We start from the raw sequence: 13,429 nt of genomic DNA on the forward strand, positions 1-13,429 counted from the left end.
GGTGGCCAGGGTGCGGGCCGCGGCCCGGCTCAGGCTCGACGGCGCCTGCTCGTCGGTGTTCAGGGCATCCACCGGATCGGTGACAGTCACAGCGAGAACCACCCAATCAGTTCGCATCGGCACGCGCCCGTCCCGCGGACGCGCCGGTCTTGACGTGCTATTCCTCGATTTCGCGGTTGCATGGCGCCGCGAAATCAACATAGCAACCGCGCCGGGCCGCACAATGACACGATCGGGTCTGCGAGCCAATCGCCGAGCGCCGGGCTTGATCATTCCGGGACGCCGTGGTCACCGGCTGTCCCCGGCTGTCACTCGGTCGTGAAGATCGCGGCCCAGCCGCGTAATCCGTGGTCGCGGGGGGTGCGGGGGAAGTGGCCCCCGGACGCCGGAACTGGGCCGAACCGGCGATCTCCGCGGCCGTCGCGCGGCCACCAGGATGAATTCGGCAATTGCCCGTTGCCCGTCCGGAAATGGGTGCTAACTTGACGTTCCCCGGCCGCCGAATGGGCCGGTGGCACTTCCCGCGCGCACCGCGGGTGAAAGGACCCGGATGAACATCTTCCTGGCCGGCAGTCTTTGGGTGGCCGGCGCGGCCGCGGTCGCGGGCGTGATCGCGTACCTGGTGCGCCGGTTCGGCTGGGACGAGGGCCGGCCCGACAACAACGACGCGGCGGGCCAGGTGTTCACGATCGTCGGCGGGCTGCACGCGGTCCTGGTCGCCTTCGTGCTCATCTCGCTGTACGACTCGGTGAGCGACGCAAGCCAGAACGCGCAGACCGAGGCCGACAGCCTCGTCGCGGCCACCTGGGCGGCCGACGCGCTGCCGGCCGAGACGAAGGACCGGGTGCACCAGCTCGCCGCCGCGTACGCGCGGACGGTCGAGGAGCAGGAGTGGCCGCGCCTGGCCGACGGCGGCCCGGTGCCCGCGACCGGCGCGACGCAGCTCGACCAGATGCGCCGGGCGGTGGCGGAGGCCCCGGCCGACGACGACTGGCTGCTGGACCGCAAGACCGAGGCGAGCAACCAGCTCTGGTCGGTCTACCAGGCCCGCGAACAGCGGCTGTCCCATTCGGGCGCCGGCGGGGTCGGCGCCGTCGTCTGGTTCGCCCTCGTCCTCGGCAGCCTGATCACCGCGATCCTGCTGCCCAATCTGTTCGGCGGCACGCGGCTCGCCGCGCACATCATCATCGTGTCCACCCTGGCCGGCACGATCACGTTGCTGCTGTTCGCCATCTACCAGCTGCAGAACCCGTTCAGCGGCGGGGCGAAGGTGGCGCCGGAGGCGTTCACCTCGGCGCTGGAAAGGCTGGTTTGACCGGCACGCGGGCCCGCTGGGCGGCGATGCTCGGCGTGGCCGCGGCGGTCTCGGCGCTGCTGGCGGCGACGGGCTGGCTCGCGCCGCAGCCGGCCGGACGCCCGGCGGCTGCCCCGGACACCTGCACGATCCTGCAGGCGGAGAACGTCCGCGAAGGCGCGCCGACGACGCTGCGGCTGCTGGAACTGCCCGCCGGGATCACCCGCCGGGTCACCAAGGCGGGCTACTGGATCAACGCGATGGGGTACGCGAGCGCGCAGGACGTCGTCTACGGCGTCGCCGACGGCACCCGCGCCGGCCGGTACCACGACGGCGCCCACGCGGTCCGGATCGACGCCGCCGGCACCGTCACCGACCTCGGCGTGATCGGCCGTGCGGGCGTCCGGCGTCCGGTGTGGAGCCTGGTCACCGGGGCCACCGCGGGCGCGATCGACGGCGACCGCTGGTACGTGCGGCAGGGCAGTGATCTGTACACAGTGGACATCGACCCGGCGGGACGGGACTACCTGCGGGTGGTGCACCGGACCGCGCTGCGGCCGGTGGCCCTCGCCGTCGGCGTCGACGACTTCGCCTTCGACCCGGCGGACGGCCTGCTCTACGGCGTCGCGGCGGCCTCGCACGGCGACAGCCCGGTCGTCACGCTCGACCCGGCGACCGGGAAGGTCGCGGTGGTCCCCGGGCCCGGGTTCCCGCCCGGCGGCGCTTACGGGGCTGTGGTGCTCGCGCCCGGCGCGATCTACGCCACGGGCAACCACGACGGGCAGCGCAGCGTCACCTACCGCCTCCCGCGCGACGGTTCGGGCCAGGCCGCCGAGGTCGCGTCGGGGCCGCCGCTGGTGAGCAGTGACGCGGCCGGGTGCTACACCGAGGCGGCTCCCTCGCCGACACCGACACCGACGCCGAAACCGACGACCTCGCCGTCCCCGTCCCCGAACCCGCCGTCTCCGTCGCCCACCCCCACGCCGGCTCCGGAGCCGCCGCCCCCGCCGCAACCGCCGCCGGTGGAGCAGCCGGTCGTCCTGCCGCCGTCGCCGTCCCCCACGCCGGCGCCCCCGGTGGTCACCCCGGCGCCGTCCACTCCGGAACCGCCGCCGCCGTCGCCTTCGCCGTCACCCCTTGCGCGCCCGACGAAGAAGGCCGAAGTGGTGGCCTCGGACAGTGGCAAGCGGACCCAGGAGAAACGCCGCTGGGGGCTGACCGCGCTGATCCTCGTGCTCGGCGGGGGCGCGGCGGTCTCCCACGTGCGACGGCACCGGTGAGGGTCAGTACTTGAACTGGTCGACGTTGTCGGCGGTGATGAGCAGCGGGTCGCCCAGCAGGACGGTCTTCGACGGGGCGTCGTACTTCACCGCCGGCAGCTCCAGGCTGACCTTGTTGACCGGGTTCAGCGGTTTGCCGTCGGCGACCTGCTTGGCCGTCCACGCGGTCAGGTAGCCGAGCGATTCGACGTTCCACAGCACCGACTGCGAGCAGGAGCCGTCGAGCAGGTACGGCTTGATGGCCTGCGGCGTGCCGACGCCGACGGTGAACACCTGGCCGATCTTCTGCTGGTCGCCCACGGCCTTCGCGACGCCGGGCGCGGACGTCGTGCACTCGCCGACCAGCCCGGTCAGGCCGGGGTGGGCGGCCATGAGCTGCTTCGCCAGCGTCGTCGCGGCGTCTTCGTCTTCGCCCGCATACACGGTCTCGACGAGCTCGGCCTTCGGGTAGCGCTCGGCCGCGTACTCCTTCTGGACCGCGATCCACGAGTTGAGGTTCGCCGCGGCCTGACCACAGGAGACGATCGCGTACTGGCCGGTGCCGCCGGTCTTCGCCATCAGCGCGTCGACGAGCGCGGTGCCGATGCCCCGCGCGCTGGCCTGGTTGACGAACACCTCACGCTGCGTGCCGGGCGCGTCGGTGTCCGAAGTGAGCACGTGGATGCCCTTGGCCCTGGCCTCGGCGATCACCGGCGCGAGCGCGGCCGGGTCGTTGGGGGCCACCACGATGACGTCGACCTTCTTGGCGATCAGGTCACGCAGGATCGTCACCTGCGCGGCCGGGTCGGTCGTCGACGGTCCGGTCGTGTGCCACACCACGCCCAGCTGTTTCGCCGCCTCGAGGCCGCCGGTGTCCATCGCGTCGAAGTACGGGATGCCCCGCACCTTGGGCACGAACTCGATCCGGGCCGGCGACGGCGCGGGCGCGTTGCCCAGCTGGTCCGAGCAGCCCCCGAGCGCGAGCGCCGCGACCAGCGGCAGCGTCGCGACCAGCCGGAAGGTCTTCGTCGGCCCTCGCATCCCCACCCATTCCTCACTGCTTCGATCGGTCTGCGCACGGTGAAGACCAAGGGCGAACGTAGGGCCCCGGATAACTGTGGTCAACGGGATGTGCGCAAAGGGTTACGGAAGTGAGCTCTGCTCCGGGCGGTTTCAGTGCAGATCCCCTGGTCGGCGGTGTCCATCACGCTCCGCGACCACAATGTACCCTTCCGTGGTGGGGCGGCCGGTGTCACAAAGACAGTCCCTCTTGTACCCCTGGGGGGTATAGTCGCCGTCATGAACGAACAGCACGGGGCTTCGTGGGCGACGGCGATCCAGGCGACTCTGCACTGCCTGACCGGCTGCGCCATCGGTGAGGTGCTCGGCATGGTGCTGGGCACGGCGTTCGGCCTGCACAACGCGGCGACGGTCGTCCTGTCGATCGTGCTGGCCTTCGTCTTCGGCTACGGCCTGACCATGCGGGGCGTGCTGAAGTCGGGGCTCGGCGCGGCGGCGGCGTTCAAGGTCGCGCTGGCCGCGGACACCGTGTCGATCGCCGTCATGGAACTGATCGACAACACCGTGGTCGTGGCGATCCCCGGGGCGATGGACGCCGGCCTGGCCAGTTTCCTGTTCTGGCTGTCGCTGGCGCTTTCGCTGGCGATCGCGTTCGTCGTCACGGTGCCGGTCAACAAGTGGATGATCGGGCGCGGTCTCGGCCACGCCAAGGTGCACGCACACCACCAGCACCACTGAACAACGCGTCCGGGGAGGTGGCGGCCTCCCCGGACGCCGCTACACGCTCGACAGGTCGATCGCGCGGTCCACCCGCCGCCGGTCGAGCACCCGCAGGATCCCTTCCAGCAGGTAGTAGTCGGCGTACGGCAGGGACACCTCGACGCCGTCCTCGTTCGGCCGGTTGCGGGTGCAGCGCGCGACGCTCGCCTCGGCCCGGGCGGACTTCGTCGTCAGGCACGTCCGCGACACCGCCGTCAGGATCCGCAGCGCGCTTTCGCGGTAGTGCGGGCGGTGCGTCAGCTCGGCGAGGTCCAGCAGGCCGCACGCCATGATCACGCCCGCGGAAGCGTCCTTGACGTCGTTCGGCGCCTGCGGGGCCAGGTAGTCCCACACCGGCACGTGGTCCGGGGTCAGGTGGGACAGCGCGAAGTCCGCGAGGCGCCGCGCGGTGGTCAGGAACTCCGCGTCCCCGGTGCGCCGGTGGATCGTCGTGAACCCGTAGACGCCCCACGCCTGCCCGCGCGACCAGCACGACGCCGGGCTGTAGCCCTGCACGGTGTTCGGCCCGATCGGCGCGCCCGTGACCGGGTCGAAGTCGAACACGTGCGGGGTGGACCCGTCCGGGCGGACGAAGTTCCGCTGCGCCGTCTTCGCGTGCGCGACCGCGATCTCGAGGTACTTCGGGTCCCCGCTCTGCTTGCTCGCGAAGGCCAGCAGGTCGAGGTTCATCATCGTGTCCATGATGACGCGGCCCGCGTTGTTCGGATCGCCGAGTGCGCCCCACGCCCGGATGAAGCCGCCGGCGGGGTTGTAGCGCTTGATCAGCGACGACGCGGCCTGTACCGCGCCCGCCCGCCACTTCTCGTCGCCGGTGAGCCGCCACGCGGTCACCCACGAAGGGTAGAAGAGGAACCCGAGGTCGTGCGTGCTCGTGTCGTTCTGGCGCGGCGCGAGTTTCTCCGCGGACGCCAGCGCGAGGGCCTTGAATTGTTCCTCGCCGCTGTACAGCCAGGCCAGCCACAACTGGCCGGGCCAGAATCCGCCGACCCAGTCGCCGTTCTGCGAATAGGTCCATTTCTCGAACTTCGTGCCGACCGGAAACGCGGTGACACCGGGGGCCACCGCGCGGAGCTTGGCCACTGCGTAATCGGCCGCCTGGCGGAGCGTCCGGGTGACCGATGCCTGGTCGGAGGCATCGGGAGTGGCCGCGGAAGCGGCCGTCGGGGTACTGGCGCTCACCGCCACCGCGGCACCGGCCGCGGTGGTCAGCAGGGTTCTCCGGGAAACGCTCACAGGTGCCCGCCATTCCGTGAATCCGTGGGAGGGAAGTGCCCGGAATTTTGGCACGATCGCCCGCCCGTTGTACACCCGGCGGAAGTCTGTTCATGGTTGTGAATTGATGTACCGGTGAGCGGAATGGTTCCGGAAAAGGGCGAAGGCCCGGCGGGGGACACCGGGCCTTCGCGGGTCGCGAGGGTGAGGGCAGTCAACCGCGCGACGATCGGGGGTCAGCAGTGCGGCGCGACGGGGTCGTCCGAACCGGTCTGGACGTAGGTGTCCGAGACGTAGTTGTTCGGGCCGATCCGGTCCCAGATGTTGGTGGTGCCGAACTTGCCGGCGACCGTGTCACCCTCGACGTAGCACTCGATGTTCACCTTGGCGTAGTTGGCCGCGAGGCCCTTGACGGCCGCCGACGTGCTGGCGCTCGCCCGGACGTTCATCGGGTCGCCGGCGGTGCTGACGACCCCGGTGGGGCCGGAGCCGGTCCACAGGTAGGTGACGTTGACGTTCCCGTTGTCGGACATGCCGAGGCCGTCGTAGAAGACGCCGTCGCCGAGGTCGATGCCGGCCGGGTTGCCGACCTTGTAGCCGAGGTCGTCCTTACCGCCGTTGTAGCCGTTGTGGTAGGCGGCGTACGCCTCGGGCTGGCCCTGCGGGAGGTCCTTGTACTCCGCGCGCACCGACGCCGGGTTCCAGTAGTCGTCCTTGGTGTTCCACGGGCCGACGTCCCACACCGGCGCGTACTCGCACCGGCTGCCGTCGGTCTTGCAGACGCGCACGGTGTAGGTGCCGGAACCCTTGCCGGACAGGGCACGCCCGGACGGCAGCGCGACGAAGTGGTCGCGGCTGGTGATGACGTGGCCGTTGGCGGTCGTCTGGCCGGTGAGGCCCTCACGGGTGGCGTAGATCTTGTAGGTGAGCGCGGCCGTGGCGGCCAGCGCGTTCGCCTGCGGGACGCTGTCGGCGCTCAGGGCGACGCTCTTGACCGACGGCCGCACGCCGTCGGTGGTGCTGTGCAGGCTGATCCGCACCTGCACCTCGCTGACGGCGCTCTTCAGCGCGGTTCCGGCGGGGGTCCACTCGGTCCAGTCGTTCACCCCGGTCCGGCCGCGGACGTCGACGTCGACCGAGGTGCCCTTGGGCGTGTCGGCGGAAAGTTCGGCGCTGACGCGGTTCGACGCGGAGCCGAGCTTGTGCACGGCGGTGGTCAGGCTGCCCTCGCTGCCGGCGAAAACCCGTTCGGTTCTGTGCCAGGCGGCGTCGGTCAGGGTCAGGGCACCGCCGGCGCCGGTGACGTTGACGTCATCGGTGTCCACAGTGGACAAGTCGGCGGTCCAGTTGCTGTCCGACGGAGCGGTCGCGGCCTGGGCGGGGCCTCCGGCCAGCGCCGTCACCGCCCCCGCGGCCAGAACCGCCGCGGTCACGCGGCCGGTCATCTTGATCCGGATCATCCCCGGTTCTCCTCTCGCACCTGTTGTTTCGAAGGTGGCGAAAGACTGACGGGGCGGCGTACACGATCCGTACAAGGAGATTGTGCGTCAGGCGCCGGGTAACCGAAGTCCTGGTGGCGGGGTCTCCCAGGGATCGAACACCGGAGGTGTCGTGTAGTCGTCGGGACCGACCTGGGAGAGGTCGACCTCGCCGCCGGTGAACCGGGCACCGCGGAAGATCACCTCGCCGCCTTCGAAGGCGGCGCCCTCGAACCGGACGCGGCCGCCGCTGAACTCGGCGTTGTCGAAGGTCACCCGGGCGCCGTCGCCGAACGTCGCGCCGCCGAACCAGACTTCGCCGCCGCTGACGTGCATTCCGTCGAACGACGTCCAGCCGCGGCCGAACCGGGCCAGGCTGAACAGGAGGCGGCCGCTGGTCACCTGGATGTCCGCGAAGTCCGCGGAGCGGAGGATGGCCCGGAGGAAGTTGAATTCGTGGCCCTGCCAGCCGACCGGCGCGCCCGGGCGGAGGTGGTCGCTGATCACGCTCGTGATCGAGAAGCGCACTTCGGTCTCCTCGTCGTGGTACCACGGCGAATCCAGCGCGGGCTCGTACGGCATGCGCAGGTACGCGCACAGCACGTCGATGCACACCTGGCGTTGCTCGGCCCACTCGTCGGCGAGGCTCGCCATGGCGTACACCCCGGCGAGCCGGACAGTCGGCTTCTCGTGGCCGATCTGGGCGCACGCGGTGGCGAAGCGCTCGTTCAGGACCTTGATGTGCTCGCGTGCTTCGGCGGCTTCGCCGATGCGCTGCTTGCGGTAGGCGACGACGAGCGCCACCACCCCGCCGACGCCCGCCACGACCGACAACGCGACCTTGATGACGTTCAGCCGGGTGTCCGGGCCGGGGGCGGACGGCAGGCCCAGTGCCAGCCACAAAAGCGCGGTCGCGGCCGCGAACACGCCGAGCCCGATCAGGACGACCGCGGCGAGGTGTCTCCTGATCGGCCAGAGTCCGGTGGTCTGCCCGCGCCGGGACGTCGAGGTCACGGCGGGGATCTTAGGCCACCGGTGCCTTCCGGAACGGTGGTTTCGCCGTGGTGGGCTCAGGCGGAAACGATGTGCGGCCGCTCCTCCACGACGTTCGCCGGTTCCGCCGGCCGCGTCGAAAGCTCCCGCCAGATCGCCAGCGCGCGCTCCGAGTAGTCCCGCGACCGCTCCGGCTGCGCCAGCGCCCGGTGCAGTTCCCCGAGCAGCTGCGACACCTCCGCCTCCGAGCGCCGGTCCCCGTTCCGCCGGTGCACCGCCAGCGAGTTCACCAGCAGCAGCTGCGCGTGCGCGAAGTCCCCGCTGTGCAGGCACAGTTCGCCGAGGTTCTGGTTCGCGTACCCCACGCAATGATCGTCGCCGAGGTCGGTGAAGATCGCGATCGCCTGGTCGACGTGCTCGCGGGCCGCCGCGAGGTTGCCCTGGTGCTGGAACAGCAGGCCCAGCCGCTTGAGTGCGTGGGCCTCGCGGTGGCGGTCGCCGATCGACGCCGACAGCTCCAGCGCGTCGGTGATCCAGCGCTTCGCCGCCGCGTAGCAGCCGCGGGCCATCCAGACCGCGCCCGCGCCGAGGCGGGCCACCGCTTCGCCGTTCGGGTCGTCCGCCTCCGCGAACAGTTCCAGGGCCTCGTGGCAGTGGTCGAGCGCCAGGGCGTCTTCGCCTTCGATGCGCAGGATCGTCGACAGCCCGGTCAGCGCGACACCGACACCCTGGGCGTCGTCGAGGGACTCGAACAGCCTTCTCGACTCCTCGAACGCCACCCGCGACTCGGCGTACTCGTCCTGGTAGAGCAGGTACTGCCCGAGGTTGCGCTGGACGATCGCCTCCGCCCGCACCGAACCGGTCCGGCGGGCCGCGGCCAGGGCGACCAGGTGGGTGCTGTGCCAGTCGTCCTGGGGACCGCGCAGGTCGAAGTACGGGGTCAGCGCCGACGCCAGCTGCCACGCCAGGTCGTCGAAACCCTGCTGGGCGGCCAGCGAAACCGCCGCGACGGTCGTGCGCCGCTCGGCCGCGAACCACTCGGCCGGGTCCTCGGGCAGGACGTTCCCGGGCACCGCGGGGCGCGGCAGCTCGTCGTCGCAGTACATGCCGAAGAAGTGCAGCGGCATCCGGCGCGCCGCCTCGAGCGCGAGGCCCAGGTAGCCCTCCAGGACCCGCCGCAGCCCGGCCCGCGTCTTCGCCGCGTCACTGCGCTCCGCGAGCTCCACCGCGTACACGCGCAGGAGGTCGTGCAGCCGGTAGCGCGGTTGCCCGGCCGAGTCGGAGCCGACGAGCTCGACGAGGTGGCCGTCGACCAGCACGTCGAGCACGTCCTCGGCCTCCCGGCGGCCCAGTACCGCCGCGACCGCCCACGCCGGGAACTGGACCGGGCCGAGCAGGCCCAGCCCGCGGAACGCCGTCGCCGCCGACATCGGCAGCAGGTCGTAGGACAGGGTCACGCTCGCCCGGACGGCGAGGTCGCCGACGCGCAGCTCGTCGAGCCGGCGGCGCTCGTCGCCCAGCCGGTCGGCCAGCAGCCGCAGCGTCCAGCCCGGCCGGTGCGTCAGCTTCGCGCCGGCCACCCGGATCGCCAGCGGCAGGTGCCCGCACTGGCGCAGGATCGCCGCGGCGCTCTCCGGCTCGGCCGCCACCCGCTCGGCGCCGACGATGCCCTCCAGCAGCCGCGCGGCCTCGGCCTCCGGCAGCAGGTCGACGTCCACCGGCATCGCGCCGGCGAGCCCGGGCAGGCGCAGCCGGCTGGTCACCAGCACCGCACAGGCCCCGGCGCCGGGCAGCAGCGGCCGCACCTGGGCCGCGCTGCCGGCGTCGTCGAGCACCACGCACATCCGGCGCCCGGCCAGCCGCGACCGCAGCAGCGCCGACCGCTCGGCCAGCTCCCGCGGCAGGCCGGCGTCGGGGATGCCCAGCGTGCGCAGCAGTTCGGCGAGCACGCTCATCGGCGCCCGCGGCGACGACGACGTGCCGGCCAGGTCGACGTGCAACTGCCCGTCGGGGAACTCGTCGCGGACCGCGTGCGCGACCCGGACGGCGACCGCGGACTTGCCGACGCCGGGCGCGCCCGACAGCACGACGACGGCGGGCGTACCGGAGTCCGCGCGCTTCTGCAGCAGCGTGACGACGTCGTGGATCAGCGCGTCGCGGCCGGTGAAGTCCGGCAGGTCCAGGGGCAGCTGGCAGACCGGGGCCACGTCGGCCGGGCGCGGGACGGCGGCGGTTTCCGGCACCAGGGTCGCGCGCAGCTCGCGCAGGCGGGCGCCCGGTTCGGCGTCGAGCTCCTCGCGCAGCACCCGCTCGGCCGACTCGTACGCCTCGATCGCGTCGCCGGTCCGGCCCGCGGCGCGCAGCGCGACGACCAGTTGCGCCCACAGCTCCTCGCGCAGCGGGTGTTCGGTGACCAGCCCGCGCAGCTCGGCGATGGCCTCGCCGGAGCGGCCGAGCCCGATCCGCGCCCGCAGGCGCTGTTCCTGCACCGACAGCCGCAGTTCGGTGAGCCGGGCGACGGTCGCGCCCCAGCTGTGGTCGTGCGGCAGCCCTTCGAGGACTTCGCCGCGCCACAGGGCGTCGGCACGGTCCATCAGCTTCAGCGCCGTCTCGGCTTCGCCGCCGTCGAGCGCTTCCTGCGCTTCACCGGCCAGCGCGGTGAAGGTGAGGTGGTCCAGTTCGTCCGGTTCCGCGGTCAGCAGGTAGCCGGACGCCCGGCTGCTGATCCGCTCGCCCAGGCCCGCGTCGATCTCGGCGAACCGTCTTCGCAGCGAATGCACGTACGTGCGGATGTTCGCCGCGGCCGACCGCGGCGCCGATTCCGGCCACAGCACTTCCACCAGCACGTCGGTCGAGACGACGACGTTGGGCTGCAGGGCCAGCGCGGCCAGCAGCAGCCGGGGTTTCGGGCCGCCGAGGGCGATCACCCGCCCGGCGGCGGTGACCTCCAGCGGACCGAGGACGCAGATGGTAAGCGAGGTGGTCTCAACCTGCCCGATGAGTTCCCCCATGTCCCGGACTCTAAGGCCCGTCCGGCGCAGGGGATAGATCCGTTCGGAGTGTCTGTGCGCACACGTGCGCGCTTTGTACGGGACGTGTACGGCCCTGGCTCAGGCTGCCGCCATGAAGCCTTCGAAACTCCGGCGTATCGCCGGCTCCGGGCTGGTACTGGCCGCGGTCGGCGCGCTCCTGGCCGGCGGCGCGGTCGAAGCGTCGGCCTCGGCCGGGGGGACCGTGAAAACCGCGGGTGACCCCCTCAACGTCCGCCGGGCACCCACCGCGAGTGCCACGGCCGTCAAGACCGTCGCCAACGGCGCCACCGTGGCCATCGACTGCCAGGTCACCGGCTCGTCGGTGACCGGCACCTACGGGACGAGCACGTTGTGGGACTACGTGCCCGCGCTCGGCGGGTACATTTCGGACACCTACGTCTACACCAACTCCGACACGCGGATCGCGCCCGACTGCGGCGTCGGCACGGGCAGCGGCCAGTGCGCCGACGCCTGCGCGGGCGAGGCGCAGTACCGCTCGTCCGACTCGCACTTCCTGGTCTACGACACGAATTCCGACGGCTACTCCGCCGTGGTCGCCTACTGGCTCAAGGGCGGCGCCGGGCCGTTCTACGTCTGGAACTCCGGCGGCGAGGGCACGAAGGTCGACAAGGCCGTCCCGGTCCCGCGCGGCACCTGGCTCTTCTACAAGGTGTGCGTCGCCAACTACACGACCGCCAAGCCGGACCTGAAGTCCTGCAGCGACGGCATCACCGACTACGCGGCCTGACCGCGCATCCACCACGAGAAAGGGCTTTCCCATGGGTCAGGTCAACCGGCGCAAGGTGCTCCTCGGCGGGCTCGCCGCGGTCACCGCCACCGCGGCTTCGGCGGCGCTGCCGTCGTGGGCGAACGCCCGCACCACGGCCGCCGCTCCCCCCATCCGCGACCCCTTCCAGCTCGGCATCGCCTCCGGCGATCCGCTTCCCGACAGTGTGGTGCTGTGGACGAGGCTCGCCCCTTCGCCGCTCAACCCGGACGGCTTCGGCGGCATGCCGGACGCCACCTACGCGGTCGACTGGGAGATCGCGAACGACGAAGCGTTCAGCTCGATCGTCCAGCGCGGTTCGGTCAACGCCGTCAGCGCGTCCGGGCACAGCGTCCACATCGAACCGGCCGGGCTGCAGCCGGCCCGCGAGTACTTCTACCGGTTCAAGAGCTCCGGCTTCATTTCGCCGGTCGGCCGGACGCGCACCGCGCCCGCCGCCGGGGCCGCGGTCAACCAGCTGAAGTACTGCTTCAGCTCCTGCCAGCACTGGGAGGAGGGCTACTACCACGCGTACAAGGGCATCGTGGCCGACGACCCGGACCTGGTCCTGTTCCTCGGCGACTACATCTACGAAAAGAAGTCGGGCCGCACCGCGCAGGAGCGCAACCCGCGCAGCCTGGCCTTCACCGAGGACGTCACCACGCTGGCGCAGTACCGCGCCCGCCACGCCCAGCACAAGACCGACGCCGACCTGCAGGCCGCCCACGCGATCGCGCCCTGGATCGTCGTCTTCGACGACCACGAGGTGATGAACAACTGGAACGGCACCACCTCGCCCGCCCCGGCCGCGCGCAAGGCCGCCGGGTTCCAGGCCTTCTACGAGAACACCCCGATCCGGTCGACGGCCAAGCCCAACGGCGCGTCCATCCAGCTGTACCGGCAGCTGATGTGGGGCAACCTGGCCCGGTTCCACATGCTCGACACGCGCCAGTACCGCAGCGCCCAGGTGCCCGACCCTTCCGGCGACGCCGGTCCGGCCTGCGCCGACATGCGCAGCACCTCCCGCAGCATCCTGGGCGCCACGGAGGAGGCGTGGCTGCTCAAGCAGTTCGAGTCGCACCCCGCCACCTGGGACTTCCTCGGCCAGCAGGTCTTCTTCGCCACGCGCGACTCCGACGGCAACAAGGCCACCTGCGAGAGCAACGACTCCTGGCAGGGCTACGAGGCTTCCCGCAACCGGATCCAGCAGGGCTGGGTCGACCGCAAGGTCGCCAACCCGGTCGTGCTCACCGGCGACGTCCACCGGCACTGGGCCGCCGACCTGCGGCTCGACTACTTCGACCACAGTGCCCCGGTCATCGGCTCGGAGCTGGTCACGACGTCGGTCACGAGCAACAGCGACACCGCCTCGGCGCCCAGCGCGGCCTGGTATGCGAACAACCCGCACGTCAAGTACTGCAAGGGCGAGCGCGGGTACGTCCGCGTCACCACCACCCCGGAGCAGATGCGGGCGGACTTCATGACGACGTCCGACACGAGCGTCTACGACCCGGCGTCGGTGGTGATCAAGAACGACGTCAGCTACGTAGTGCAAGCGGGCACGCCCGGCCTGCAGAAGGTCTAGGGCCCCGGGC

The 13,429-nt window shown here is 71.6% G+C and carries 10 protein-coding genes; 5 read left to right on the forward strand and 5 right to left on the reverse strand.

The features are described from left to right. Positions 1-550: 550 nt before the first annotated feature. Together AB0J55_RS34705 and AB0J55_RS34710 are read left to right on the forward strand one after the other, a co-directional pair. The gene (locus tag AB0J55_RS34705; RefSeq protein WP_364258385.1) at positions 551-1,315 is read left to right on the forward strand and encodes a hypothetical protein; all 765 of its coding nucleotides are present in this window, start codon (positions 551-553) and stop codon (positions 1,313-1,315) included. Then, positions 1,312-2,574, forward strand: a complete 1,263-nt coding sequence (locus AB0J55_RS34710; protein WP_364258387.1) for a hypothetical protein — start codon at positions 1,312-1,314, stop codon at positions 2,572-2,574. The genes AB0J55_RS34705 and AB0J55_RS34710 overlap by 4 nt, the downstream gene beginning before the upstream one ends. Before the next feature lie 3 nt (positions 2,575-2,577). Here AB0J55_RS34710 and AB0J55_RS34715 read toward each other — a convergent pair whose 3' ends face one another. Beyond that, entirely contained in the window at positions 2,578-3,594 is a 1,017-nt protein-coding gene (locus AB0J55_RS34715; RefSeq protein ID WP_364258390.1) for an autoinducer 2 ABC transporter substrate-binding protein, read from the reverse strand. A 258-nt stretch (positions 3,595-3,852) separates the two neighbouring features. Between AB0J55_RS34715 and AB0J55_RS34720 the strand changes: the two genes are divergently transcribed. Then, entirely contained in the window at positions 3,853-4,311 is a 459-nt protein-coding gene (locus AB0J55_RS34720; RefSeq protein WP_364258393.1) for a DUF4396 domain-containing protein, read from the forward strand. A gap of 39 nt (positions 4,312-4,350) precedes the next feature. On the opposite strand, the gene AB0J55_RS34725 is transcribed toward AB0J55_RS34720, so the two are convergent. The 4 genes from AB0J55_RS34725 to AB0J55_RS34740 form a co-directional block, all read right to left on the reverse strand. Then, complete coding sequence (locus AB0J55_RS34725; protein ID WP_364258396.1) at positions 4,351-5,586, reverse strand: glucuronyl hydrolase; 1,236 nt, start codon at positions 5,584-5,586, stop codon at positions 4,351-4,353. Between the two features lie 215 nt (positions 5,587-5,801). Beyond that, positions 5,802-7,025, reverse strand: a complete 1,224-nt coding sequence (locus AB0J55_RS34730; protein ID WP_364258399.1) for a hypothetical protein — start codon at positions 7,023-7,025, stop codon at positions 5,802-5,804. A gap of 87 nt (positions 7,026-7,112) precedes the next feature. Further along, positions 7,113-8,057 carry a pentapeptide repeat-containing protein gene (locus tag AB0J55_RS34735; protein WP_364258401.1) on the reverse strand — a complete coding sequence of 315 codons (945 nt, stop codon included), beginning with the start codon at positions 8,055-8,057 and terminating at the stop codon, positions 7,113-7,115. Between the two features lie 56 nt (positions 8,058-8,113). Further along, the gene (locus tag AB0J55_RS34740; protein WP_364258404.1) at positions 8,114-11,047 is read right to left on the reverse strand and encodes a BTAD domain-containing putative transcriptional regulator; all 2,934 of its coding nucleotides are present in this window, start codon (positions 11,045-11,047) and stop codon (positions 8,114-8,116) included. A 112-nt stretch (positions 11,048-11,159) separates the two neighbouring features. Here AB0J55_RS34740 and AB0J55_RS34745 point away from each other — a divergent pair, with 112 nt between their 5' ends. Together AB0J55_RS34745 and AB0J55_RS34750 are read left to right on the forward strand one after the other, a co-directional pair. Continuing rightward, positions 11,160-11,816, forward strand: coding sequence for a hypothetical protein (locus AB0J55_RS34745; protein WP_364258407.1), 657 nt, complete (start codon positions 11,160-11,162; stop codon positions 11,814-11,816). Between the two features lie 31 nt (positions 11,817-11,847). Further along, the gene (locus tag AB0J55_RS34750; RefSeq protein ID WP_364258410.1) at positions 11,848-13,419 is read left to right on the forward strand and encodes an alkaline phosphatase D family protein; all 1,572 of its coding nucleotides are present in this window, start codon (positions 11,848-11,850) and stop codon (positions 13,417-13,419) included. Positions 13,420-13,429 lie beyond the last annotated feature (10 nt).

The sequence above is a fragment of the Amycolatopsis sp. NPDC049688 genome, from assembly GCF_040674975.1.
Lineage (GTDB): Bacteria > Actinomycetota > Actinomycetes > Mycobacteriales > Pseudonocardiaceae > Amycolatopsis.

Excerpts from the sequence above, each read along its gene's own strand:
- AB0J55_RS34730 (WP_364258399.1), bottom strand. The coding sequence starts at position 7,025 with ATGATCCGGATCAAGATGACCGGCCGCGTGACCGCGGCGGTTCTGGCC.
- AB0J55_RS34740 (WP_364258404.1), bottom strand. The coding sequence starts at position 11,047 with ATGGGGGAACTCATCGGGCAGGTTGAGACCACCTCGCTTACCATCTGC.
- AB0J55_RS34720 (WP_364258393.1), top strand. The coding sequence starts at position 3,853 with ATGAACGAACAGCACGGGGCTTCGTGGGCGACGGCGATCCAGGCGACT.
- AB0J55_RS34750 (WP_364258410.1), top strand. The coding sequence starts at position 11,848 with ATGGGTCAGGTCAACCGGCGCAAGGTGCTCCTCGGCGGGCTCGCCGCG.
- AB0J55_RS34705 (WP_364258385.1), top strand. The coding sequence starts at position 551 with ATGAACATCTTCCTGGCCGGCAGTCTTTGGGTGGCCGGCGCGGCCGCG.
- AB0J55_RS34715 (WP_364258390.1), bottom strand. The coding sequence starts at position 3,594 with ATGCGAGGGCCGACGAAGACCTTCCGGCTGGTCGCGACGCTGCCGCTG.
- AB0J55_RS34745 (WP_364258407.1), top strand. The coding sequence starts at position 11,160 with ATGAAGCCTTCGAAACTCCGGCGTATCGCCGGCTCCGGGCTGGTACTG.